Source organism: Variovorax endophyticus, assembly GCF_025376855.1.
Taxonomy (GTDB): Bacteria; Pseudomonadota; Gammaproteobacteria; order Burkholderiales; family Burkholderiaceae_C; genus Variovorax.
Genome location: NZ_JAHUTH010000005.1, coordinates 1 through 23,756 on the forward strand (window position 1 = coordinate 1; position 23,756 = coordinate 23,756).

At 68.9% G+C, this 23,756-nt stretch carries 15 protein-coding genes and 1 pseudogene; 9 read left to right on the forward strand and 7 right to left on the reverse strand.

Going from position 1 to position 23,756, the window contains the following annotated elements; translation table 11 throughout:
• The 3 genes and pseudogenes from KV106_RS07980 to KV106_RS07990 all read right to left on the reverse strand — a co-directional run.
• Positions 1–312 (reverse strand): annotated as a pseudogene (locus KV106_RS07980) (M20/M25/M40 family metallo-hydrolase); the annotation flags it as partial.
• A gap of 107 nt (positions 313–419) precedes the next feature.
• A complete protein-coding gene (locus KV106_RS07985) occupies positions 420–1,154 on the reverse strand; it encodes a 16S rRNA (uracil(1498)-N(3))-methyltransferase (RefSeq protein WP_261208799.1) in 735 nt (244 codons plus the stop codon).
• Between the two features lie 87 nt (positions 1,155–1,241).
• The gene (locus KV106_RS07990) at positions 1,242–2,360 is read right to left on the reverse strand and encodes an aminoglycoside phosphotransferase family protein (protein WP_261208800.1); all 1,119 of its coding nucleotides are present in this window, start codon (positions 2,358–2,360) and stop codon (positions 1,242–1,244) included.
• A gap of 235 nt (positions 2,361–2,595) precedes the next feature.
• Here KV106_RS07990 and KV106_RS07995 point away from each other — a divergent pair, with 235 nt between their 5' ends.
• The 3 genes from KV106_RS07995 to rsmA are packed head-to-tail and all read left to right on the forward strand — an operon-like array spanning position 2,596 to position 7,420.
• Positions 2,596–5,208: an LPS-assembly protein LptD gene (locus KV106_RS07995; protein WP_057593274.1), complete on the forward strand. Its 2,613-nt coding sequence runs from the start codon at positions 2,596–2,598 to the stop codon at positions 5,206–5,208.
• 21 nt (positions 5,209–5,229) lie between these two features.
• Entirely contained in the window at positions 5,230–6,642 is a 1,413-nt protein-coding gene (locus KV106_RS08000; RefSeq protein ID WP_261208805.1) for a peptidylprolyl isomerase, read from the forward strand.
• Between the two features lie 10 nt (positions 6,643–6,652).
• Entirely contained in the window at positions 6,653–7,420 is a 768-nt protein-coding gene (gene rsmA / locus KV106_RS08005; protein ID WP_057593272.1) for a 16S rRNA (adenine(1518)-N(6)/adenine(1519)-N(6))-dimethyltransferase RsmA, read from the forward strand.
• An 81-nt stretch (positions 7,421–7,501) separates the two neighbouring features.
• Here the strand turns inward: rsmA and KV106_RS08010 are convergent, their stop codons facing one another.
• From KV106_RS08010 to KV106_RS08025, 4 genes are all read right to left on the reverse strand, one after another.
• Entirely contained in the window at positions 7,502–7,759 is a 258-nt protein-coding gene (locus tag KV106_RS08010; RefSeq protein ID WP_172705478.1) for a hypothetical protein, read from the reverse strand.
• Positions 7,738–8,163 (reverse strand): barstar family protein, encoded by a 426-nt coding sequence (locus tag KV106_RS08015; protein ID WP_172705479.1) that lies wholly within the window; start codon positions 8,161–8,163, stop codon positions 7,738–7,740. Before KV106_RS08015 ends, KV106_RS08010 begins: the two co-directional genes overlap by 22 nt.
• 53 nt (positions 8,164–8,216) lie before the next feature.
• Complete coding sequence (locus KV106_RS08020; RefSeq protein WP_261209522.1) at positions 8,217–8,633, reverse strand: guanyl-specific ribonuclease; 417 nt, start codon at positions 8,631–8,633, stop codon at positions 8,217–8,219.
• Between the two features lie 202 nt (positions 8,634–8,835).
• A complete protein-coding gene (locus KV106_RS08025) occupies positions 8,836–11,184 on the reverse strand; it encodes an NADP-dependent malic enzyme (RefSeq protein WP_057593271.1) in 2,349 nt (782 codons plus the stop codon).
• Positions 11,185–11,364: 180 nt separating this feature from the next.
• On the opposite strand from KV106_RS08025, the gene KV106_RS08030 reads away from it, so the two are divergent.
• The 6 genes from KV106_RS08030 (at position 11,365) to KV106_RS08055 (ending at position 23,752) form a co-directional block, all read left to right on the forward strand.
• Positions 11,365–12,414, forward strand: a complete 1,050-nt coding sequence (locus KV106_RS08030) for an SPFH domain-containing protein (protein ID WP_057593270.1) — start codon at positions 11,365–11,367, stop codon at positions 12,412–12,414.
• 103 nt (positions 12,415–12,517) lie between these two features.
• Positions 12,518–14,005 carry a DUF4178 domain-containing protein gene (locus tag KV106_RS08035; protein WP_261208810.1) on the forward strand — a complete coding sequence of 496 codons (1,488 nt, stop codon included), beginning with the start codon at positions 12,518–12,520 and terminating at the stop codon, positions 14,003–14,005.
• A gap of 57 nt (positions 14,006–14,062) precedes the next feature.
• Positions 14,063–14,281 (forward strand): DUF350 domain-containing protein, encoded by a 219-nt coding sequence (locus KV106_RS08040; RefSeq protein WP_057593269.1) that lies wholly within the window; start codon positions 14,063–14,065, stop codon positions 14,279–14,281.
• A complete protein-coding gene (locus tag KV106_RS08045; RefSeq protein WP_409976494.1) occupies positions 14,278–15,843 on the forward strand; it encodes a polyamine aminopropyltransferase in 1,566 nt (521 codons plus the stop codon). Before KV106_RS08040 ends, KV106_RS08045 begins: the two co-directional genes overlap by 4 nt.
• A 19-nt stretch (positions 15,844–15,862) precedes the next feature.
• Positions 15,863–17,494 (forward strand): FAD-dependent oxidoreductase, encoded by a 1,632-nt coding sequence (locus KV106_RS08050; RefSeq protein ID WP_261208814.1) that lies wholly within the window; start codon positions 15,863–15,865, stop codon positions 17,492–17,494.
• A 234-nt stretch (positions 17,495–17,728) separates the two neighbouring features.
• The gene (locus KV106_RS08055; protein ID WP_261208816.1) at positions 17,729–23,752 is read left to right on the forward strand and encodes an alpha-2-macroglobulin; all 6,024 of its coding nucleotides are present in this window, start codon (positions 17,729–17,731) and stop codon (positions 23,750–23,752) included.
• The last annotated feature ends 4 nt before the right edge of the window (positions 23,753–23,756 follow it).

Below are 23,756 nucleotides of genomic sequence, written 5' to 3' on the forward strand. Positions count from 1 at the left end.
CAGCGCCTTCATGCGCGCGAGGAAGGCCTCGGCGCGCTTCTGTTCCTTGAAAGGCGGCGCCTCGATCTCGGTCAGCGTCCGGAGCTCCTCCACCGTGCGCTCGTGATCGGCCTTCACTGCCTCGAGCAGCTTCTGGATCGCGGGCGCGGCCATCAGCTGCGTGTAGACCTTGTCGACGTCGGGGCTCACCTGCGCCGGCGTGGGCGCCACCGGCGCGCTCTGCGCATGGGCGAGGGGGACGGCGGCGAAGGCCGCCAGGGCCAGGGCGACGGTCAGCGGGGCGAGCCGGGGCACGCGAAGCGGTCGATGCATGGGCGGGAGATCCTTTGGAAACGATGCAATGGAACGTGAAGCCCCATTGTTCCGAAAGGCCCGCGGACGTGCGTCGCGGAAAACACCCAGGAGGATGCGGGGCCGGCTCAGGCGAGGCGCACGAGCGCCGCGAGCGCGGCCGTCTCGGCGCGCAGCACGCGCGGGCCCAGGGTCACGGGGGCGAAGCCGCGCGCGAGGGCCTCGGCCTCCTCGGTGCCGCTCAGGCCGCCCTCGGGGCCGCTGAGCACCCGCACCGCGGCCGGATCGCCGCCGGCCTGCGCGAGCGCCTCGCCGAGCGCGCGCGTGCCCTCGGCCAGGCTCAGCACGAGGCGAAGCACCGGGCCGGGCCCATCGGCCTCCGGCGCCGCCTCGAGCCAGCCCGCGAACGGCCGCACCGGATGGATCGCCGGCACCCGGTTGCGCCCGCACTGTTCGCAGGCGGCGATCGCGATGGCCTCCCAGTGCGCGCGCTTCTTCTCGGCGCGCTCGCCGGCCAGCCGCAGCACGCCGTGCGCCGTGACCAGCGGCTGGATGCTCGCCACGCCGAGCTCGGTGGCCTTCTCGACCAGCCAGTCCATGCGCTCGTTGGCCGGCATGCCGACCGCCAGGTGCACGGCGCGCGCGGCCTCGCTCTCGCGCGCCGTGTGCGCCCCGACCGTCACGCTGACCTCGCTGCGGCCCATGCGCTCGACCGTGGCCGCGTACTCGCCGCCGTTGCCGTCGAACAGCGTGATGGTGTCGCCGGGCTGCAGCCGCAGCACCTGGACGTGGCGCGCGGCACCCGCGGGCAGCGCCAGCGTGGTGCCGGCGTGCAGCGGGACGGCGCAGTGAAAACGCGGCATTGCTATGAGATTCGTAGCTGTATCCCCATGGGAAATGGGCGATACGGCATTGTTTTCTTCAGATTTCGTTCAGTGCTTCTTCAGCGCTCAGACCCGGCCATAGGCGAAGCCCGTGACCGCGGTCGTGCCCTCGACCTCGTCGATCACCCGCAGCAGCGGCGTGAGTTCGCTGTAGCGGCTGGCGGTGGCGCGGATGTAGGCGATGAAGCGCGGCGTGTCGGCGAGGTAGCGCGGCTTGCCGTCGCGCAGCGTGAGCCGCGCGAAGATGCCCGCGACCTTGAGGTGGCGCTGCAGGCCCATCCACTCGACCGCGCGGTAGAAGGCGCCGAAGTCCTCGTCGACCGGCAGGCCGGCCTTGCGGGCTTTCTGCCAATAGCGCACGGTGATGTCGAGCACGAACTCCTCGTCCCAGCTCAGGAAGGCATCGCGCATCAGGCAGGCGATGTCGTAGGTGATCGGGCCGTGCACGGCGTCCTGGAAGTCGAGCACGCCCAGCGGCGTCTTGGCGCGTTCGGCGAGCGTGTCGCCCGGCGCCACCATGAGGTTGCGCGGCATGAAATCGCGGTGCACGTAGACGCTGGGCGCGGCGAGGTTGCTGTCGACGATCAGCTTGAAGCTGCGCTCCAGCCGTTCCTTGAGCTTGCCCTCGATGGCGACGCCGCGGTGGCGGCCCAGGTACCACTCGGGAAACAGCGACAGCTCGCGCTCGAGCAGCGCCCGGTCGTAGGGCGGCAGCACGCCGGGCTTCGACGAGAGCTGCCAGCGGATCAGCGCGTCGATCGCCTGGTCGTAGAGCGGGCGGCTGGTGTCGGGGCGCGCGGGGTCGAGCACCTCGAGCATGGTCTGGCGGCCGAGGTCGTCGAGCAGCAGGAAGCCGTGGGCCTGGTCCCATTCGAGCACCCGCGGCGCATGCACGCCGGCCTCGGCCATGAGCCGTGCCACCTGGACGAAGGGGGCGCTGTTCTCCTTGTCGGGTGGCGCGTCCATCACGATGCGCGTGCCCTCGGGGCCGCTGCTGTCGAGGCGGAAGTAGCGGCGGAAGCTCGCATCGGCCGAGGCGAGCCGCACGGTGTCCGGGCGCAGCGCGTGTGCGTCGGCGATGCCGGCAAGCCAGGTCCGGAACGCTTCGGCCCGTTGAGGATCAGTCCAGGAAATGGCCCCAGGGAGGGCCGGGGCCGTCGGGGCCGGGGGCAGGGGTGCTGTCATGGATAATCGATTCTACAAACCGCCCGGCGCGGCAACCTCTGCGATCGAAGCCCGATCGGACCGGTTCGCCGTCGGCTCCCGCAACCGGCCGGCCTGCCGCGCCGCCTCCCCCGACGTTTCCTTTGTCCGAACCGATGCCTACGAATCCATGCCCCGACGCCTGGCACCTTGTGCGCTCGCTGCCTTCCTCGGGAGGACGCCGGGCTCTCCTCGGAACGGATCGGCGGGAGGTCTGATGAGCCGACGAGTCGACGTGCGCCGTTCCGGCCCGCCGCTGCCGCTGGCCATCCTCACGCTGGCGCTGCTGCACGCGCATGGCGCATCGGCCCAGGGAACGGGCCTCGACGGCCCGCTCACGCTCAAGCGCACGCCCCAGCTGGCGGAGACCATTCCGCCGCTGCTGCGCAGCCAGCTGCCCAGCCTCGTCACCGGCGACCGCATCTCGGGCCGGCCCGACCTCGAGACCGTGGTGGAAGGCAATGCCAGCCTGCGGCGCGGCGAGACCGCCATCACCGCCGACCGCCTCGAGTACTACCAGCCCGACGACCGCGCGCGCGCCACGGGCAACGTGCGCGTCAACCAGGCCGGCAACGTCTACGAGGGCCCCGAGCTCGAGCTCAAGCTCGAGACCTTCGAGGGCTTCTTCAACAACGTGCGCTACACCTTCCTCGCCAACGGCGGGCACGGCGACGCGCAGCGCATCGACTTCGTCGACGCCAACGTGTCGGTCGCGCGCGAGGCCACCTACACCACCTGCCGGCGCGAGGACTTCCCGGGCTGGATGCCCGCCTGGATCCTGAGCGCCGCGTCGATCACCACCGACACCGAGGAGAACGTGGGCGTCGCCAAGGACGCGCGGCTGAGCTTCATGGGCATCACCACGCCGGCGCTGCCCAGCATGAGCTTCCCGCTGTCGAACGAGCGCAAGAGCGGCCTGCTGCCGCCCACCATCGGCATCGACAACACCAACGGCATCGAGTACGCGCAGCCGTACTACTGGAACATCGCGCCGAACCGCGATGCCACTTTCACGCCGACGCTGATGTCCAAGCGCGGCATCAACCTGGGTTCGGAGTTCCGCTATCTCGAGAAGGGCTACAACGGCACCATCCGGCTCGACCTGATGGGCAGCGACCGCCTGGTGGGCCAGCGCTTCAACGAGTCGCGCGCCACGCAGCTGCAGCAGCTGGCCAGCGGCCAGATCCAGGCCAAGGACCTCGACCTGCGGCAGCCCAATTCCCGGCGCTGGGGCATCTGGGCCAACCACCGCCAGGATTTCGACGCCAAGGCGCTCGGCCTCGATTCGCTCTCGGGCAGCATCAACATCAACCGCGTCAGCGACGACGACTACTGGCGCGACTTCACGCGCACGCCCACGCTGTCGCAGCGCCTGCTGCCCAACGACGCCACGCTCAACTGGAGCAAGGGCGACTGGAACGGCGTGGTGCGCGCGCTGCGCTACCAGACGCTGCAGTACAGCCTGGCGCCGGTCGTGCCCTCGTACGACCGCATGCCGCAGATCACGGCCAACTACAACAAGTACGACTGGGGCGGCTTCGACTTCTCGTTCACCACGGACTACACGCGCTTTCGCGTGAACCGCATCGCCGCCGGACAGCCCGGCTACGACGCGATCCAGCAGTCGCAGCCCGACGGCGACCGCCTGTACGCCGTGGCGGCGCTGAGCCGGCCCTTCATCACGCCGAGCACCTTCGTCATTCCGAAGGTGCAGCTGCACGCCACCAGCTACAGCTACTACGTGCCGCAGGCCGACATTCCGAAGCTCACGGTCAACGGCGTGCAGTACGTGAACGGCATTCCGTACGACCCGAGCTCGCCGGTGTTCTGGTCTACCTCGGCCAACCGCACGGTGCCGACCTTCAGCCTCGACAGCGGCCTGATCTTCGAGCGCGACGCCAGCTTCTTCGGCCGTGCCTTCCGCCAGACGCTGGAGCCGCGCGCCTACTACGTCTACACGCCCTACCGCGACCAGAGCAAGCTGCCCAACTACGACACGGCGGCCAACGACTTCAGCTTCGCGACCATCTACACCGAGAACGCGTTCTCGGGCAACGACCGCATCTCGGACACCAACACGCTCACCATGGGCGTGACCTCGCGGCTGATCGATCCCGACACCGGTGCCGAGGCCGCGCGCTTCGGCGTCGCGCAGCGCCTGCGCTTCTCGGACCAGCGCGTCACGCTGCCGGGCGCGAATCCGGTCACGGACCGCGCGAGCGACCTGCTGCTGGGCGGCCAGATCAACTGGACGCCAAAGTGGAGCCTGGACACGGTCATCCAGTACAACCCCGACACCCGCAAGTCCACGCGCAGCGCCATCAGCGCGCGCTACAACCCCGCGCCCTATCACAACGTGAACATCGCGCTGCGCTACCAGGCGCCCAGCGATGCCTACCTCGCGGCCAAGGCACTCAACCCGAACACCACCGCCGTCAACGACGGCAGCAAGTCGATCGACGTCGGCTGGCAGTGGCCGCTCAACGACTTCTGGGGCGACAAGGGCAAGGACCTCGGCCCCGGCAAGGGCCAGGGCGGCGGACGCTGGTACGCCGTGGGCCGGCTCAACTACGACCTGCAGGACCGCAAGCTCACCGACGGCGTTCTCGGCGTCGAGTACGACGGCTGCTGCTGGATCGGGCGCGTGGTGCTGCAGCGCATCACCACCGGCCAGGTGACGGCCAACACCCGCATCATGTTCCAGCTCGAATTCGTCGGCTTCGCGGCCATCGGCTCGAGCCCGATGCAGGCCCTGCGCACCAACATCCAGCGCTACCAGCCCCTGCGCACGCCGGTCGAAGGGCCGAGCCGCTTCACCAATTACGACTGAGACCAGAGACCGAGCTACGCCATGAAACACATCCGTTCCATCCTCAGCCTGGCCTGCCTCGCCGCGCTGGCCGCAACTGCCGGCGCCCAGCAGGGTTTCCGTTCCGGCGGCGGCATCACCGACATCATGCGCACCGGCCCGCGCCTGGCAGCGCCGGCCGCCCGGCCCGCCGCGCCCGCTGCGCCGGTGCAGCGCGCGGCCGAGTTCATCGTCGCGCTGGTCAATTCCGAGCCGATCACCAACACCGAGGTCCTGACCCGCGTGCAGCGGCTGATCCAGGAGAACCCCGACGCCGAGCGCGTGCCGCGTCCCGAACTCGCGCGCCTGGTGCTCGAGCGGCTGATCTCCGAGCGCGCGCAGCTGCAGCTCGCCAAGGAAACCGGCATCAAGGTCGACGAGATCGCGGTCGACCAGGCCGAGCAGACCGTCGCGCGCCAGAACCAGCTGACCCTGCCCGAGCTGCGCCAGCGCGTGGCCGCCGAGGGCATCAGCCAGCAGGCCTTCCGCAACGACCTGCGCGACCAGCTCATGCTCACGCGCCTGCGCGGCCGCGAAGTCGATTCGAAGGTCAAGGTCAGCGACGCGGAAGCCGACCAGTTCCTGCAGGACCAGCGCAACAGCGGCGGCAAGGGCGATCCGTCCATGCTGAACCTCAACCTCGCGCAACTGCTGGTGGCCGTGCCCGAGAACGCCACCGAGGCGCAGGTGGCGCAGGCGCAGCAGAAGGCCCAGGGCCTCGCGCAGCGCGCGCGTTCCGGCGAGGACTTCGCCAAGCTGGTGCAGACCAGTTCCGACGCGCCCGACCGCGCCAATGGCGGAGCGCTCGGCATGCGCACGGCCGACCGCTATCCGCCGCTGTTCGTCGAGGCCGTCCAGTCCACGGCCGTGGGCGGCATCGTCGGCCCGGTGCGCTCGGGCGCGGGCTTCCACGTCGTCAAGGTGATCGCCAAGGAGCAGATCGGCTCGGCCGACGCCGTGGTCACGCAGACCCATGCGCGCCACATCCTGCTGCAGAACGACCCCAAGCGCACCACCGAGCAGGCGGTGGCGCAGCTGGCCGAATTCAAGCGGCGCATCGAGGCCAGTGGCGGCAGCGTCGACTTCGCCAGCCTGGCGCGCGATAACTCTCAGGACGGCAGCGCCAAGGACGGCGGCGACCTCGGCTGGGCGCGCCCGGGCATGTTCGTGCCCGAGTTCGAGGAGGCCATGAATCGCCTCGCGCCGGGCCAGATCAGCGATCCGGTGGTGTCGCGCTTCGGCGTCCACCTGATCCAGGTGCTCGAGCGCCGCAACGTCAAGCCGAGCCAGGACGAGCAGCGCGAAGCCGCGCGTGCCGTGCTGCGCGAGCAGCGCACCGAGGAAGCCTTCAACACCTGGGCGCAGGAAGTGCGCGCGCGCGCCTACGTCGAGTTCCGCGACCCGCCGCAGTCCTGATTGACACACGATGGCGCACATTCCCAGGAAGCGCTTCGGCCAGCACTTCCTGTCCGACGGCGGCATCATCGACGCGATCGTGCGCGAGATCGCGCCGCAGCCCGGCGACCCCATGGTCGAGATCGGCCCCGGCCTCGCGGCGCTCACGCAGCCACTGGTCGAGCGGCTCGGCCGGCTCACCGTCATCGAGCTCGACCGCGACCTCGCCAAGCGGCTGCGCAGCCATCCGCAGCTCGAGGTGGTCGAGTCCGACGTGCTCAAGGTCGACTTCGCGGCGCTCGCGGCGAAGGTGCCCACCACCGCGCTGCGCGTGGTCGGCAACCTGCCCTACAACATCTCCACGCCGATCCTCTTCCACCTGCTGGGCTATGCCCACCTGGTGGCCGACCAGCACTTCATGCTGCAAAAGGAAGTGATCGACCGCATGGTGGCGCGGCCCGCCACCTCGGACTACGGCCGGCTGAGCGTGATGCTGCAGTGGCGCTACGCGATGGAGAACGTGCTGTTCGTGCCGCCCGAGAGCTTCGATCCGCCGCCGCGCGTCGACAGCGCCGTGGTGCGCATGGTGCCGCTGGCCGCGCCGCCGGCGGTCGATGCGAAGCGGCTCGAGGAGATCGTGCAGGTCGCGTTCAGCCAGCGCCGCAAGCTGCTGCGCCATACGCTGGGCCGGTGGCTCGACGAGCACGGTTTCGCCGGCGAATTCGACACGCAGCGGCGGGCCGAGGAAGTGCCGGTCGAGGCATACGTGGCGCTGGCGCAGACGCCGGGGCTCGGTTGAGCAGGCGGCATGGAAACGAAAAAAACCCGTCGATGACGGGTTTTTTCATGCGCTGCCGGAACGCGTCCGGCGAACTCTTTCTTAAGCCGCGGCGAGCCAGTAACCCGCGTTGAACGGGCTGCTCATGCGCAAGGCGAGCGGCGAGACGTCGACGAGCTTGTCGGTCGGCATTTTCTCGCCGGTCGGTTCGTCGGTCGCGGTGGCGGTCACCGCGGGGGTGACGGTGGCCGGGTCGATCTGGATGCCATCGAGGGTTGCCGCACCGGTCGGCTGGGCCTCGTTCGCCCGTTCTGCTTGGCTGGTTTGTGCAGAACGGGCTACAGAAAAGAATAGAAGCACCGGAAGGGGACCTTGCGGTCGCCCCAGTAGTCCGACGCGTCGCGGAAGATGTCGAGCAGCTGCTCGCGCGCTTCCTTGTCGAACTTGCCGTTGGCCGGGATCTGCTCGAGCACGATCACGAAACCGGGCTGCGGGCCCGATTTATGCAACGGGTCGGTCATGCAGTCGTACAGCGCGTCGAAGTTCTTGCCGAAGTGCGCCGGAAAGGTGAACTGCTGGGCGATCAGGTCGAGCACGTCCTGCTTCGTCTGCGCGTTGCCCAGGTTGGCATACAGGAAGTGCTGGCCTGCTGCGTTGGCGGCGTCCTGCAGGTCGCTCACGCGGAACGCGCGGATCGATTGCACGATGTTCGGGCGTACGCCACGAAGGGATAAAGTCATCTCCGCTGGTCTTTCCATAGTCATCATCATTTCTTCGGGGCGCTTCGGTGCACCGCTCAAATCGTTGTCGTCGCCGCTCATGGCTTGATCCGTCTGAAACTCGCGTAATGGTCCGCCGTGTACCAGCAGGCCTCGGGTGCCGTGCGCTGCTCGCCGCCGCAGACGATGCGCCGGGCGCCGCGATCGCGCGATCCGGGCGTGGTCACCGTGTACTCGCGATAGTGGCCGCGCCGGGCCGGGGGCAGGAGCCGCTCGCGATTGCCGAACACCGAGCCGTCCTTGTCGTACCGGAAGGGACCGCCGTTCAGGATGGCTTCGTAGGTACGCTGGCCTTGCACCGGCAGTTCGGCCAGCGCAATCGTTTCCTGGGCGGTGGAATTCCCGGCGCCGAACCATCCGCGGGCCTCGGCCCCCGTCGTCGCCAGCGCCGCCAGCATGAAGCCGGTGAGCGCAAACTTAGCGACAGAGGACGTGATCGAGGCGCAAGACGCCATCGCCATAAAGAGGCACCACAAGAAAAGAGCGGGGGGGTTCGGATCAGCGATCAACCTTGGGGTTAACCCGCAAATCCAAGCCCGCGAGTGTGCACCACGCTGGCGAAAATAGCAAGCGACTGCCCAAAGTTTGAGCAGTATCGAGGGCTTGACAGGGACGCCATAAGTTGGCGTCCACTCTCGAAGAAATGCTTGCTAAAGCTTAACGTTCTGCGTTGGCGTCGGCCACTGTGAGTGCCGTCATGTTCACAATGCGCCGCACCGTGGCGCTCGCCGTGAGAATGTGCACAGGTTTGGCCGCTCCGAGCAGCACCGGGCCGATCGCGATGTTGCCGCCGGCCGCCGTCTTGAGCAGGTTGTAGGAAATGTTGGCGGCGTCGATGTTCGGGAAAACCAGCAGGTTGGCGTCGCCGGCCAGCGCGCTGTGCGGCATGACCACCGCGCGCTGCTTGCTGTCGAGCGCCACGTCGCCGTGCATTTCGCCGTCGACCTCGAGCCAGGGCGCCTGCACGCGCAGCAGGTCGAGCGTGCGGCGCATCTTCAGCGCGCTGGGCTCGTTGCTGGTGCCGAAATTCGAGTGCGACAGCAGCGCCGCCTTGGGCTTGAGGCCGAAGCGCATCATCTCCTCGGCCGCCATGGTCGTGATCTCGGCGAGTTCCTCGGGCGTCGGGTCGTAGTTGACGTGGGTGTCGACCAGGAACACCTGGCGCTCGGGCAGCAGCAGGCCGTTCATGCAGGCGTACACCGGCACGTCCTGCGGGGTGCTGGCGCAGCCGCCGGGCCGTTTGCCGATCACCTGGTCGATGTAGTGCAGGTGGATCAGCGTGGTGCCCCAGGTGCCGCAGATCATGCCGTCGACCTCGCCCTTGTGCAGCAGCATCGCGCCGATCAGCGTGAGGCGGCGGCGCATCTCGATCTTGGCGACCTGCACCGTGATGCCCTTGCGCTCGGTCATGCGGTGGTAGGTCTGCCAGAAGTCGCGATAGCGGTGGTCCTGCTCGACGTTGACCACGTCGTAGTCGAGCTCTTCCTTCAGGCGCAGGCCGAACTTCTCGATGCGCTGGGCGATGATGGCCGGGCGGCCGATCAGCGTCGGGCGCGCGATGCCCTCGTCGACCACGATCTGGGCGGCGCGCAGCACGCGTTCTTCCTCGCCCTCGCAGTAGGCCACGCGCTTCTTCGGCGCGCGCTTGGCGGCGTCGAAGATCGGCTTCATGGTGGTGCCCGAGGCATAGACGAAGCTCTGCAGCTTGTCGCGGTAGGCGTCCATGTCCTTGATCGGACGCAGCGCCACGCCGCTTTCCTCGGCCGCCTTGGCCACGGCCGGCGCGATCTTCATCATCAGGCGCGGGTCGAAGGGCTTCGGGATCAGGTATTCGGGGCCGAACGACAGCTTCTCGCCGACGTAGGCGGCCGCCACGCGCTCGCTCTGTTCGGCCTGGGCCAGCTCGGCGATGGCATGCACCGCGGCGATCTCCATCTCGTCGGTGATCGTGGTCGCGCCCGAGTCGAGCGCGCCGCGGAAGATGTACGGGAAGCACAGGACGTTGTTGACCTGGTTCGGGTAATCGGTGCGGCCGGTGGCCATGATGATGTCGTCGCGCACCGTGCGCGCGTCTTCGGGCGTGATTTCCGGATTCGGATTGGCCAGCGCGAAGATCACCGGGCGCGTCGCCATCTTGGCGACCATCGCGGGCTTGAGCACGCCGCCGGCCGAGAGGCCCAGGAACACGTCGGCGCCCTCGATCACCTCGGCCAGCGAGCGCGCCGTGGTGTTCTGCATGTATTGGCGCTTGTCGTCGTCCATCAGCTCGGTGCGGCCTTCGTAGACCACGCCGGCCAGGTCGGTCACGAACACGTTCTCGCGCTTGAGGCCGACCTTGAGCAGCAGGTTCAGGCAGGCCAGCGCCGCGGCGCCCGCGCCCGAGGTCACGAGCTTCACGTCGGCGATGTTCTTGCCGGCCACCTTCAGGCCGTTGAGCATGGCCGCGGCCACGGTGATCGCCGTGCCGTGCTGGTCGTCGTGGAAGACCGGGATCTTCATGCGCTTGCGCAGCTCGCGCTCGACGTAGAAGCAGTCGGGCGCCTTGATGTCCTCGAGGTTGATCGCGCCGAAGGTGGGCTCGAGCGCGGCGATCACGTCCACCAGCTTCGCCGGGTCCTTCTCGTCGATCTCGATGTCGAACACGTCGACGCCGGCGAACTTCTTGAACAGGACGCCCTTGCCTTCCATCACCGGCTTGGAAGCCAGCGGGCCGATGTCGCCCAGGCCCAGCACCGCGGTGCCGTTGCTGATGACCGCCACCAGGTTGCCGCGCGCGGTGTACTTGAAGGCGTTGGCCGGGTCCTTGACGATCTCCTCGCAGGGCGCCGCCACGCCGGGCGAATAGGCCAGCGACAGGTCGCGCTGGTTGACCATCTGCTTGGTCGCGGCGATCGAGATCTTCCCGGGGACCGGAAGCTCGTGGTACTCGAGGGCGGCACGTCGAAGTTCGGCGCGTTTGTCTTCGGGCGAGGGAGTCGAGGATGACGAAGGGGTCGTGTCGGACATGTGCCGTAGCTCCTGAGGCGCTTCTTCTGGGGGCGCCGATTGTAGACCTCGGACGGTGACGGACTATGACGCCTGGCCAGGGTGCAGCCATGACCAAAATGACCAAAAGCACGGGTCTGCGGTCAAGTCGCTGTGGCAATATGCCAAGTCCGCACAAAAACCCTCTAGAGGAGCGCAGCCATGGCCCTGATGGATTTCATCAAGAAACAGTTCATCGACATCATCCAGTGGACCGAGTCCGGCGATGGCACGCTGGCCTGGCGCTTCCCGATGGCGGAGATGGAAATCCAGAACGGTGCCTCGCTGACCGTGCGCGAGTCGCAGGTCGCGGTGTTCGTCAACGAAGGCCAGGTGGCCGACGTGTTCGGTCCCGGCATGTACAAGCTCACCACGCAGACGCTGCCGGTGCTGACGTACCTGAAGAACTGGGACAAGCTCTTCGAGTCCCCCTTCAAGAGCGACGTCTACTTCTTCAGCACGCGCCAGCAGGTCGACCAGAAGTGGGGCACGCCGCAGCCGATCACCATCCGCGACAAGGACTTCGGCGCCGTGCGCCTGCGCGCCTTCGGCAACTACTCGTTCCGCATCGGCGACGCCAAGCTGTTCCACACCGAGATCTCGGGCACGCGCGACACCTACACCGTGGCCGACCTCGACGGTCAGCTGCGCGGCCTGGTGCTGCAGAACATCAGCAACGCCATCGCCTCGAGCGGCGTGCCCTTCCTCGACCTCGCCGCCAACCAGATCCAGTTCGCGCAGGCGTTGGCGGCCCAGCTGGTGCCCGAGTTCGCCAAGATCGGCATCAAGCTCGAGAACATCACGGTCCAGAACGTCTCGCTGCCCGAGGAACTGCAGAAGATCCTCGACCAGAAGATCGGCATGGGCATGGTCGGCAACGACATGGGCAAGTTCATGCAGTACCAGACGGCGCAGGCGATCCCCAAGTTCGCCGAGGGTGCCGCCAACGGCGGCGGCATCGCGGGCGACGCGATGGGCCTGGGCGCCGGCGTGGCGCTCGGCCAGGTGCTGGCGCAGAACCTCGCGCAGGGCCTGAGCCCGAACGCGGCGGCGCAGGCGGCCGCGACCCAGCAGCAGCCGGCGGTGGCGGTGGTGAATCCCAACGACGTGATGACCACGCTCGAGAAGCTCGGCGAACTCAAGACCAAGGGCATCCTGACCCAGGAAGAGTTCGACGCCAAGAAGGCCGAACTGCTCAAGAAGCTGGTCTGACCCGGCGCTATGTTCTGTATAGCGCCTGACGCCCGCTCGACGGGCGTGAGAGGCATGATCGGCTGGAAGAATGCTGCGGGCCTCGAGCCCGCGCGTGCGCGCCATGGCTGAGGAAGCCGGCGGCATCCAGCGCTACTACCGCGCGCCCTGCCCCGGCTGCGGCGCGCCGGTCGAGTTCCGATCGGCCCAGTCGACCCATGCGGTCTGCCCCTACTGCCAGAGCACGGTCGTGCGCCAGGGCGACACGCTCGCGCGCACCGGCAAGATGGCCGAGCTGTTCGACGACTTCAGCCCGCTGCAGCTGTTCGCCGCGGGCCGGATCCAGGACAAGCCCTTCACCATCGTCGGCCGGCTCCAGTACAAGTACGCCGGCGGCCGCTGGACCGAGTGGATCGCGGCCCTCGACGGCGACCGCACCGGCGTGCTCAGCGAGGACAACGGCGCCTACGTCTTCTCGCTGCCGTTCGAACTGCAGCGCACGGCGCCGGCCGCGGCCGACCTGCGCGTGGGCGCCACCAGCGCTTTCAACGGCCAGAGCTACACCGTCGCCTCGAACGAAGAGGTGACGCTGGTCTCGGCGCAGGGCGAACTGCCGCACCTGCCCGAGCTGGGCCGGCCGTTCCAGGTGGTCGAGCTGCGCAACGACAAGGGCCTGGTGCTGAGCCTGGACTACGGTTCGCAGCCGCCCACGGCCTCGCTGGGCCGCTCGGTCGATCTCGAATCGCTGCAGCTCACGGGCCTGCGCGAGGATTCGGCCAAGGACGAGAAGGGCCGCAGCTTCAACTGCCCCAACTGCGGCTCGCCGGTCACGCTCAACCTGGCCGACAGCAAGAGCGTCACCTGCCGCTCGTGCAACAGCATCATCGACCTCACGCAGGGCATCGGCGGCGAGCTCAAGCACGCGGCGCAGAACGAGCCGGTGCGCCCGCTGATCGCGCTGGGCAGCATCGGCCAGCTGCAGGGTGCCCAGTGGCAGGTGGTGGGCTTCCAGCACCGCATGGGCAGCGAGCCAGGCGACGACGAGCAGTTCGGCTGGGACGAATACCTGCTCTACAACAAGAAGCGCGGCTTCAGCTTCCTGGTCGATGCCGAGGACGGCTGGAGCATGGTGCGTCCCACCACCGGCGCGCCGGTGATGGCCGAGAACGGCAGCACCGCCACCTACCTCGGCAAGCGCTACCAGCAGCAGTACGCCTACAACGCCGAGACCACCTACGTGGCCGGCGAGTTCTACTGGCAGGTCGAGCGCGGGCAGAAGACCTTCAACCGCGACTTCGCGGTCGGCGGCGCCCTGCTGTCGATGGAGCGCTCGGTCAACGAGCTCACCTGGTCCTCGGGCAGCAAGATCGACAGCGGCGCGGTCGCCACGGCCTTCAAGCTCGACGCCAAGAAGGACCTGTTCGAGCGCTCCGACGCGTCGCCGGTCAGCGCGGCCTCGGGGCTGGGCTGCGGCACCATCGTGGTGATCGCGATCGTGATCATCGTGCTGCTCATCATCCTGAGCACCTGCAGCAGCAGCGGTTCGAGCGGCGGCTACCGCAGCTCGGGCGGCTCCTACGGCGGCTCGTCGAGCGGCGGCGGCCACAAATGACGAAGATCGCATGGCCGCTACCGATTCATCGACTGATAGATACGACTGGAGGTCCCCATGGGATTTGAATGGCTGAAACCTGGCGTGGTCCTCGGATCGCTCGTGTACGCGCTGATCGGCGTGGTGATCTTCTGGGTCTGCTTCCTGATCATCGACAAGATCACGCCCTATGACCTGTGGGGCGAGATCGTCGAGAAGCAGAACGTGGCGCTGGGCCTGGTGGTCGCCGCCATGAGCCTGGGCATCAGCATCATCGTCGCCGCCGCCATCCATTGAGCGAAGAGCAGGCCCTGTCCGCGCGCCCGGCCGATGCGCGCGGGCCGCAGCCCGTCGAGATCGCGCTGCTCGCCAGCGTCTTCGTGGTCGCCGCCTGCGGCCTGGTCTACGAACTCAGCGCGGCGGCGCTCAGCTCCTACCTGCTGGGCGACTCGGTGCTGCAGTTCAGCACCATCATCGGCACCTACCTGTTCGCGATGGGCGTGGGCTCGTGGCTGTCGCGCTACTTCGACCGCCAGCTGCCGGCCCACTTCCTGCGTATCGAGCTGATGGTGGCGCTGATCGGCGGCGCGCTGCCGGCGGTGCTGTTCCTCGCCAACGCCTACGCGCCGGGCGCGTTCCGGCTGCTGCTGTACGGGCTGGTGATCGTGGTGGGCACGCTGGTCGGGCTCGAGATCCCGCTGGTGATGCGCATCCTGCGGCGCAATGTGGCGCTCAAGAACCTGGTGTCGCAGGTGCTGACCTTCGACTACCTCGGCGCGCTCGCCGTGTCGGTGGCCTTCCCGCTGATCCTGGTGCCGCAGCTCGGCATGATCCGCACCGGCCTGCTGTTCGGCTTCATGAACGCGGCGGTGGCGGTGTGGGCGCTCTGGCTGTTCCGCCACGAGCTGCGGCGCGTGGGCGCGCATGCGCTCGCCTGCTTCCTGTCGCTGGCGGCGCTCTTGGGCGGCTTCATCGGTGCCGACCACATCACCACGCTGGCCGAGGACAAGTTCTACCAGGACCGCATCGTCTTCAGCGCCACCTCGCCCTACCAGCGCATCGTGGTCACGCGCGGGCTGCTCGGGCACCGGCTGTTCCTCAACGGCAACCTGCAGTTCGCCGAGCGCGACGAGTACCGCTACCACGAGGCGCTGGTGCACCCCGTGATGGCCGCGCACGGCGCGCCCAAGAAAGTGGCGGTGCTCGGCGGCGGCGACGGCATGGCGGTGCGCGAGGTGCTCAAGTACCCCTCGGTGGAATCGGTCACGCTGGTCGAGCTCGATCCGAACATGACGAAGCTGTTCACCGATCACGAGACGCTGGCCGCGCTCAACGGCCATTCGCTGTCGTCGCCGAAGCTCAGGATCGTCAACACCGATGCCTTCCAGTGGCTGCAGCAGCGCGGTGACGACGACCTGTTCGACGTGATCGTGGTCGACTTTCCCGATCCCACCAACTTCGCGATCGGCAAGCTCTACACCAACAGCTTCTACGCGCTGCTCGACAAGCGCCTCGCGGCCAGCGGCTACGCGGTGATCCAGACCACCTCGCCGCTGGTGGCGCGCAAGAGCTTCTGGACCGTGGCGCAGACGGTCGAGTCGGTGGGCCTGACCGCGACGCCCTACCACGTGCACGTGCCGAGCTTCGGCGAATGGGGCTTCATCATCGCGAGCCATCGGCCCTACCGGAAGCCCGATGCGCTGCCCGCGGGCCTGCGCTTCCTGTCCGCGCCCACGCTGCCGCTGATGTTCGACTTCCCGCTCGACATGGCGCGCGTGCCGGCCGAGGTCAACCGGCTCTCCAACCAGGTCCTTGTCACCACCTACGAACAGGAGTGGGGCAAGGTCATGGCACATTGAGCGCGCGGGCGATGCGGCCATGAGGCGGCGCGGCTTCCTCGGCACGGTCGGCGCCGCCGGTGCGCTCGCGCTCGCCGGCTGCGATGCGCCGCCACCCATCGAAGGCGGCTTCACCGGGATCGACATGGCGCGCGGCCACGCGATGCGCGACGGCACGCTGAAGTCGCGCGCGCCCGCGAGCACCCGCAAGACCCGCGTGCTGATCGCCGGCGGTGGCGTCGCCGGGCTCGCGGCGGCGCGCGCGCTGCGCCTCGCGGGCATCGACGACTTCGCGCTGCTCGAGCTCGAGGACAGCGCGGGCGGCAATGCGCGCGGCGGCATGGTCAACGGCATCGCCTGCCCGCTCGGCGCGCACTACCTGCCGGTGCCCGGCGACGATGCGCGCGAGGTGCAGGACCTGCTCGAGGAACTGGGCCTGCGCCAGCGCGTGGCCGGCCGCTGGGAATACGACGAGCGCACGCTGTGCCACAGCCCGCAGGAGCGGCTGTTCTTCCACGGCGAGTGGCAGGACGGCCTGCTGCCGGTGCATGGCGTGGACGCCGGCACGCAGGCGCAGTACCGCCGCTTCGCGCAGCGCATCGACGCGCTCCAGCATGCGGCCCACTTCGCCATTCCCACGCTCAAGGTCGCGGTCACGCCCGAGCTGCTGGCGCTCGATGCGCAGGCCTTCTCGGCCTGGCTCGACCGCGAGGGCCTGAGCGATCCGCACCTGCGCTGGTACCTCGACTACTGCTGTCGCGACGACTACGGAGCGGGCATCGAGCAGGTCTCGGCCTGGGCCGGCATCCACTACTTCGCGAGCCGGCACGGTTTCCACGCGCCCGGCGATCCGTCGGGCAGCGCCAACGACACCAACCCCGAGCGCGACGGCGTGCTGACCTGGCCCGAAGGCAACGGCTGGCTCACGAAGCAGCTGGCCAAGCCACTGGGCGAACGGCTGCGCACGGGCCAGGTGGTCGTGCGCATCGCCGAGGTGCGCGGCGGCGTCGAGGTCGATGCCTGGGATGCGGCCTCGCAATCGCTGGTGCGCTGGCAGGCCGCGCATTGCATCGTCGCGCTGCCGGTGTTCGTCGCCGCGCGCGTGGTCGAGAACGCGCCCGCGGTGCTCGTGCATGCCGCCGCCCACGTGCGCCATGCGCCCTGGCTGGTGGCCAACGTGCACCTGCGCGGCCCGCTGATCGACCGCCCCGGCGCCGCGCCGAGCTGGGACAACGTGGTCTACGGCACGCGCGGCCTCGGCTATGTCGATGCGCGCCACCAGACGCTCGACCCCACGCCGCGCGGCACCGTGCTGAGCTGGTACCGGCCGCTGGGCCCGAGCCGCTACGACGAGGGCGACGGCCGCCGCCTGCTGCTCGAGCGGCCCTGGACCGGCTGGCGCGACGACCTGCTGGCCGAGCTCTCGGTGCCGCACCCCGACCTGCCCGCGCTGGCCACGCGCATCGAGATCACGCGCTACGGGCACGCCATGGCCATTCCACGGCCCGGCCTGCTGGCGCAGATCGGTTCGCAGCGCACCGCGCCCGACGACGCGCACCGCGGCAGCGTGATCGCGGGCCGGCTGTCGTTCGCACATGCCGACTGGTCGGGCTATTCGATCTTCGAGGAGGCCTTCACGCGTGGGCATGTGGCGGGAGCGAGCCTGGGATGAGGACGCTGGTGCTCGAAGGCTTCGGCAACTTCGGCGCGCGCGTCGGCCGCCCGGCCGATGACGAGCGCCTGCTGCGTCTGAGCCTCGTCCCGGTGAACAGGCAGGGTCGCCAGGCCTGAACCGGACCGGGATGCGCGCCCGTGCGGTTTTCACGCAGACTTCACACACGCCGCGATTGCTTCACAGACAGCCTGGAGACTGCCAGGCGCCAACAAAAACACCGGGGGAGCTTCCATGCTTCAAGTTGCCAATCGAAAACTCGCGTCGCTCAGCGACGTGCTCTTCACCGGGCTGGGCCGCGCGCTCGGCTTCCTGCGCCCGCTCGCGCGCGGGCTCATCGGTTCCTGGCGACCCCCGGGCTGGCTGCGCATCGCCGGTGCCCTGCTGCTGCTCGGACTGCAATGGCTGCAGCAACGGCTCGCCTGGGTGCTGCTGCTGGTGCTGCTGGCGTTCGCGGGATGGATGACCAGCCCGCAGCTCCTGAAGTGGTGGCATGGCCTCACGCCCGATCGCGTCGAGCCCATCGTGGCGACCGCGCAGATCGTGCCGCCGCCGCGCACGCAGATCGAGCTCGACAAGGGGCCCAATCCGGTCGTCATCAACTTCTCGGCCTCGGTCGCGCCGATCGCGCGTGTCGGCCAGGAGGCGACGGGCGTCGGCATCGAGCCGGCCATCGCGGGCCGCTGGACCTGGACCGATGCCAAGAAGCTGGAGTTCCTGCCCGCGCAGGATTGGCCGGTGGGCCAGGCCTACAAGGTGCAGCTCTCGAAGGAGGCGCTCGCGCCGCACATCGAGATCGAGCAGCGCAAGTACGACTTCAGCTCGGCCGAGTTCAGCGCCCGCATCGCCGGCGCCGAGTTCTATCAGGACCCGGTGCAGGCCAACGTGCGGCGCGCGCTGTTCCAGGTGCGCTTCTCGCATCCCGTGAACACCGCCGAGTTCGAGAAGCGGCTGGTGCTGACCTATGACCAGGCCTGCAGCAGCTCGTTCTTCAGCGTCGGCAAATGCGCGAGCGAGAAGTTCACGGTCAGCTACGACAAGCTGCGCCTCACGGCCACGGTCCAGTCCGAGCCCCTGCCCATTCCCGAGAAGACCCGCCCCGTGCTGCTGAGCCTCACCGCCGGCGCGGTGGCGCAGAAGGGGGGCCCGGGCCAGCGCAACGACGTCTCGCGCGCGGTCGACATCCCAGGCCTCTTCAGCCTCGATATCGCGAGCGTCGAACCCACCATCGTCACCGGCGAGAACGGCGAGCCCGAGCACGTGATGCACGTCAGCGCCTCGATGCCGGTGCACGAGCGCGAGATGGCGCGCCTGGTGCAGGCCTGGCTGCTGCCGGCCACCGAAGATCCCAAGGGCGACCCGGAAGACAAGTTCGACTGGTCCGCCGATCCCGCGAAGATCACCGACGCGGTGCTGCGCCGCGCGAAGAAGATCGGCCTGCAGCCGATCGCCAGCGAGCGCGAGGTGACCGAGACGGTCAGCTTCCGCCTGCCGCAGGCCGAGGGCGGGCGCTACCTGCTGGTGCGCGTGGCCAAGGGCCTGAAGACGCCCGGCGGCTACCAGCTCGGCACGGCCTTCCAGAGCGTGCAGCTGCTCAAGACCTTCGCGCCCGAGCTCACGATCATGAGCCAGGGCTCGCTGCTCGCGCTGTCGGGCGAACGCAAGCTGCCGATCCTGGTGCGCGACCTGCCGGGCGTGCGCGTCGAGATCGGGCGCCTGCTGCCGCAGCAGCTGCAGCACCTGGTGACGCAGAGCAACGGCGATTTCTCGCATCCCAAGTTCTACGGCGGCCTCGGCTCCGACAACCTGGTCGACCGCTTCGAGAAGCAGATCCCGCTGGCCATTCCGCCCGGCAAGGCGCACTACGAGACGGTCGATTTCGCCGAGTACCTGCGCAGCGACATCAGCGACCGGCGCGGCGTGTTCCTGCTCAAGGTGCAGGGTTTCGATCCCAAGGCGAAGAAGAAGCCCGAGGGCGAAGCGGACGCCACCGAGACGTCGTCCGAGGACGAGGAGCAGCAGTCGTCCGGCGAGGACGAGGGCAACCCCGAGAGCGGCAACCCCGAGGACCAGAAGGACGAGCGGCTGGTGCTGGTCACCGACCTGGGCATCGTCGCCAAGAAGTCGCTCGACGGCACGCGCGACGTGTTCGTGCAGAGCATCGCCAACGGCCAGCCCGTGGGCGGCGCGCTGGTCGAGGTGTGGGGCCGCAACGGCATGATCGTGGCGTCGCAGGCCACCGACGCCACGGGCCGCGCGAAGCTGCCCAACCTCGCGGGCTTCCAGCGCGAGAAGCAGCCGGTGGTGCTGGTGGTGCGCAAGGACGGCGACCTGAGCTTCCTGCCCTTCAACAAGACCGACCGCACGCTCGACATCTCGCGCTTCGACGTCGGCGGCCTGCGCGCGGCCGGCGTGCCGAACCAGATGACGGCCTATGTCTTCAGCGACCGCGGCATCTACCGTCCGGGCGACACCATGCACATCGCGATGATGGTGAAGGCCGGCAACTGGGGCACCTCGCTGCGCGACCTGCCGCTCGAAGCTGAGATCATCGATGCGCGCGGCCTGAGCGTGCGGCGCGAGAAGCTGCGCCTCGGCCCCGGCGGCGCGGCCGAGATCGCGCACGCCACGCAGGACACCTCGCCCACCGGCAACTACACCGTCAACCTCTACCTGCCGCGCGAGTCCTCGCCCGGCGCGCCCGAGGTGCAGGGGTTGCTGCTGGGCAGCACCACGGTGAAGGTGCAGGAGTTCCTGCCCGACCGCACCAAGGTCACGGCCAAACTCAGCAGCGAGATCGCCGAAGGCTGGGTGAAGCCCAAGGACATGAAGGCGCTGATCGACGTGCAGAACCTCTTCGGCGCGCCCGCGCCCGACCGCAAGGTCGAGGGCACGCTCACGCTGAGCCCGGCCTTCCCGGTGTTCCGCGCCTTCGCCGACTACGCCTTCTTCGATCCGCAGCGCGCGGCCGAGAAGCAGGTGGACGACCTCGGCAGCGTGCAGACCAGCGCCGAGGGCAAGGCCGAGTTCGACCTGCGGCTGTCGCGCTTCGAGGCCGCCACCTACCAGGTGCACGTGCTGGCCAAGGCCTTCGAGCCCGAGGGCGGGCGCAGCGTGTCGGCCGAGGCGCGCACGCTGGTGAGCGACCTGCCCTACCTGGTGGGCGTCAAGGTCGACGGTGACACCGGCTACGTGAGCAAGGGCGCTGCGCGCAATGCACACGTGATCGCGATCGACCCGCAGGCGAAGAAGACCGCGGTGGCCGATCTCGTGCTGCAGCGCGTGGAGCGCAAGGTGCTGTCGGTGCTGATCAAGCAGGACAACGGCCTGTACCGCTACGAATCGCGCCGCAAGGAGATCGTGCTCGACGAGAAGCCGCTGGCCATCGCCGCGGCCGGCAACAACGTGGCGCTCGACACCGGCACGCCCGGCAACTTCGCCTACGTGGTGCGCAATGCCGGCGGGCTCGAGCTCAACCGCGTCGAGTACAGCGTGGCGGGCAATGCCAACGTCAGCCGCTCGCTCGACCGCAATGCCGAGCTGCAGCTCACGCTCGACCGCAAGGACTACGAACCCGGGCAGGAGATCGAGGTCAGCATCCGCGCGCCCTACGTCGGCGCGGGCCTCATCACCATCGAGCGCGACAAGGTCTATGCGCATGCCTGGTTCAAGACCGACAAGACCGCCTCGGTGCAGAAGATCGTGCTGCCCAAGGACTTCGAGGGCACCGGCTACATCAACGTGCACTTCGTGCGCGACCCGGCCTCGGACGAGGTCTACATGAGCCCGCTGTCCTACGGCATCGCGCCCTTCGCCACCAGCCTGTCGAAGCGCACGGCCAACCTGCAGCTCACCAGCACCGAGCTCGTGAAGCCCGGCCAGACGGTGAAGATGAAGCTCACCAGCGACCAGCCCACGCGCGCCGTGGTGTTCGCGATCGACGAGGGCATCCTGCAGGTGGCGCGCTACAAGACGCCCGACCCGCTCAAGCACTTCTTCCAGAAGCGCGCGCTCGAGGTCGGCACGCTGCAGACGCTCGACCTGATCCTGCCCGAGTTCAAGAAGCTGATGCAGGGCGCCGCGCCCGGCGGCGATGGCGAAGGCGAGCTCGGCAAGCACCTGAACCCGTTCAAGCGCAAGCGCGACAAGCCGGTGGCCTACTGGTCGGGCCTGGTCGACGTGAACGGCAGCCGCGAGTTCAGCTACACCGTGCCCGAGAGCTTCAACGGCAGCCTGCGCGTGATGGCGGTGGCCGTGAACGACGAGACCACGGCCGCGAAGGGCACCCGCACCACGGTGCGCGGCGACATGGTGATCCTGCCGAACGCGCCGCTTGCCATGGCGCCCGGCGACACGGTCGAGGTCGGCGTCGGCCTGGCCAACAACATCGCGGGCTCGGGCAAGGAAGCGCCCATCGCGCTCACGCTCACCGCCTCGGGCGGGCTCGAGGTGGTCGGCGATGCGACGCAGACGCTCAAGGTCAACGAGCGCGGCGAGGCCAGCACGAAGTTCAACGTGCGCGCCAAGCCTGGCGAGCAGGCTGTGCTGGGTTCGTCGGCGCTGGTGTTCACCTCCACGCACAAGAACTTCAGCGCGCGGCTCGCCACCGAGGTGAGCGTGCGGCCCGCCTCGCCCTTCGTCTCGCTGGTGCAGGCCGGCAGCTTCCAGCGCTCGGGCGAGATCGCGAGCAAGGGCGACTTCTATCCGAACTTCCGCCGCAGCGACCTCGCGGTGTCGGCCGCGCCCTGGGCCTTCGCCACCGGCCTCATGCAGTACCTCGAGGCCTATCCGCATGGCTGCACCGAGCAGATCACGAGCCAGACCTTCCCGGCCGTGCTGCTCTCGGGCCGGCCCGAGCTGCTGAAGGAAATGGCGCGGGGCCGCACGGCCGACCAGGGCCCGCTGCCCGAGGCGCGCAAGACGCTCGAGCGCTACCTCGTGCAACTGCGCGCGCGCCAGACGGCCGACGGCGGCTTCTCGCTGTGGCCCGGGGCAGGTGCCGATCCGTTCGCGACGCTCTATGCGGTGCACCTGCTGGTGGAGGCGCGCGACCACAAGCTGCCGGTGCCGCAAGACCTGCTGCAGCGCGCCAACACCTACCTGCAGGGCTGGCTCGGCAGCGGCGACTCGTCGCTCGACGGCTGGCGCCAGCGCACGCAGGCGGCCTACCTGCTGACGCGCCAGGGCATCGTGGTGCCGGCCGCGCTGGCGAACCTGCGCGAGACCTGGCGCAACCAGCAGTCGAAGCAGACCGCGGGCTGGAGCGACGACCTCGGCGCCGTCTACCTCGCGGCGAGCTACCAGCTCGTGAAGCAGGAGCAGGTGGCCAACGAGTTGCTCAACCCCGTGTGGGCCGACCTGCTCGCGCGCAGCGAGAAGAACCAGCGCCGCAACGTCTGGGGCCGCTACTACGACCCGCTGGTGCACGACAGCATGATGCTGCACCTGGTGGGCCGGCATTTCCCGGCGCGGCTCAAGACGCTGAAGCCCGCCGTCTGGGAAGGCATGGCCGGCATGGTGCGCGACGGCTGGTACAACAGCCTGTCGTCGGCTGCGATGCTGATGGCGGTCGATGCCTACTTCGACGCCGTGGCGCAGAACGCCGAGGGCAAGCTCACGGCCTCGGCCATCGATGCGCAGGGCAAGGCCGCGGCGCTCGCGCTCGGCGCCGTCAACCCGGTGGCGCGCGCCGCGGTGCCCGCCGGCACCGCGAAGCTGGGCCTCGCGAACGACAGCGACTTCAACCTCTACTACAGCTGGACCGAACAGGGCTTCGAACGCAAGCTGCCCGACACCGCGGTGAACCAGGGGCTGGAGGTGTTCCACGAGGTGCTCGACGCCAAGGGCAATCCCGTCATCAAGGCGAAGCTCGGCGAAGAGGTCACCGTGCGGGTGCGCGTGCGCAGCCTCGAGCGCCCGCAGATCGCCGACGTCGCGCTGGTCGACCTGCTGCCCGGCGGCCTCGAGCCCGTGCTGCAGGCCGTGGGCGACGATGCCGAGGGCGAGAACGCCGACGCACCGGTCTGGAAGAAGCGCCTGGGCGGCAACGGCTCGTGGAAGGTGCAGTACGCCGACATCCGCGAGGACCGCGTGGTGTTCTACGGCAGCGTCGACAAGAACCTGCTCGAAGTGACCTACAAGGCGCGCGCCACCAACGTCGGCGACTTCGTGGTGCCCGCGGCCTATGGCGAGGCGATGTACGACCGGCGCATCTACGCGCGCTCGGCCGGTGCGCGCTTCCAGGTGGTCGCGAACTGAGGCC

What these genes read in the sequence shown, in the direction of transcription:
- KV106_RS08035 (WP_261208810.1), top strand. Translation starts at nt 12,518, where the DNA reads ATGGCTGAGGAAGCCGGCGGCATCCAGCGCTACTACCGCGCGCCCTGC.
- KV106_RS07990 (WP_261208800.1), bottom strand. Translation starts at nt 2,360, where the DNA reads ATGACAGCACCCCTGCCCCCGGCCCCGACGGCCCCGGCCCTCCCTGGG.
- rsmA (WP_057593272.1), top strand. Translation starts at nt 6,653, where the DNA reads ATGGCGCACATTCCCAGGAAGCGCTTCGGCCAGCACTTCCTGTCCGAC.
- KV106_RS08030 (WP_057593270.1), top strand. Translation starts at nt 11,365, where the DNA reads ATGGCCCTGATGGATTTCATCAAGAAACAGTTCATCGACATCATCCAG.
- KV106_RS08050 (WP_261208814.1), top strand. Translation starts at nt 15,863, where the DNA reads ATGAGGCGGCGCGGCTTCCTCGGCACGGTCGGCGCCGCCGGTGCGCTC.
- KV106_RS08015 (WP_172705479.1), bottom strand. Translation starts at nt 8,163, where the DNA reads ATGACTATGGAAAGACCAGCGGAGATGACTTTATCCCTTCGTGGCGTA.
- KV106_RS07985 (WP_261208799.1), bottom strand. Translation starts at nt 1,154, where the DNA reads ATGCCGCGTTTTCACTGCGCCGTCCCGCTGCACGCCGGCACCACGCTG.
- KV106_RS08020 (WP_261209522.1), bottom strand. Translation starts at nt 8,633, where the DNA reads ATGGCGTCTTGCGCCTCGATCACGTCCTCTGTCGCTAAGTTTGCGCTC.
- KV106_RS08040 (WP_057593269.1), top strand. Translation starts at nt 14,063, where the DNA reads ATGGGATTTGAATGGCTGAAACCTGGCGTGGTCCTCGGATCGCTCGTG.
- KV106_RS08000 (WP_261208805.1), top strand. Translation starts at nt 5,230, where the DNA reads ATGAAACACATCCGTTCCATCCTCAGCCTGGCCTGCCTCGCCGCGCTG.
- KV106_RS08025 (WP_057593271.1), bottom strand. Translation starts at nt 11,184, where the DNA reads ATGTCCGACACGACCCCTTCGTCATCCTCGACTCCCTCGCCCGAAGAC.
- KV106_RS08055 (WP_261208816.1), top strand. Translation starts at nt 17,729, where the DNA reads ATGCTTCAAGTTGCCAATCGAAAACTCGCGTCGCTCAGCGACGTGCTC.
- KV106_RS07995 (WP_057593274.1), top strand. Translation starts at nt 2,596, where the DNA reads ATGAGCCGACGAGTCGACGTGCGCCGTTCCGGCCCGCCGCTGCCGCTG.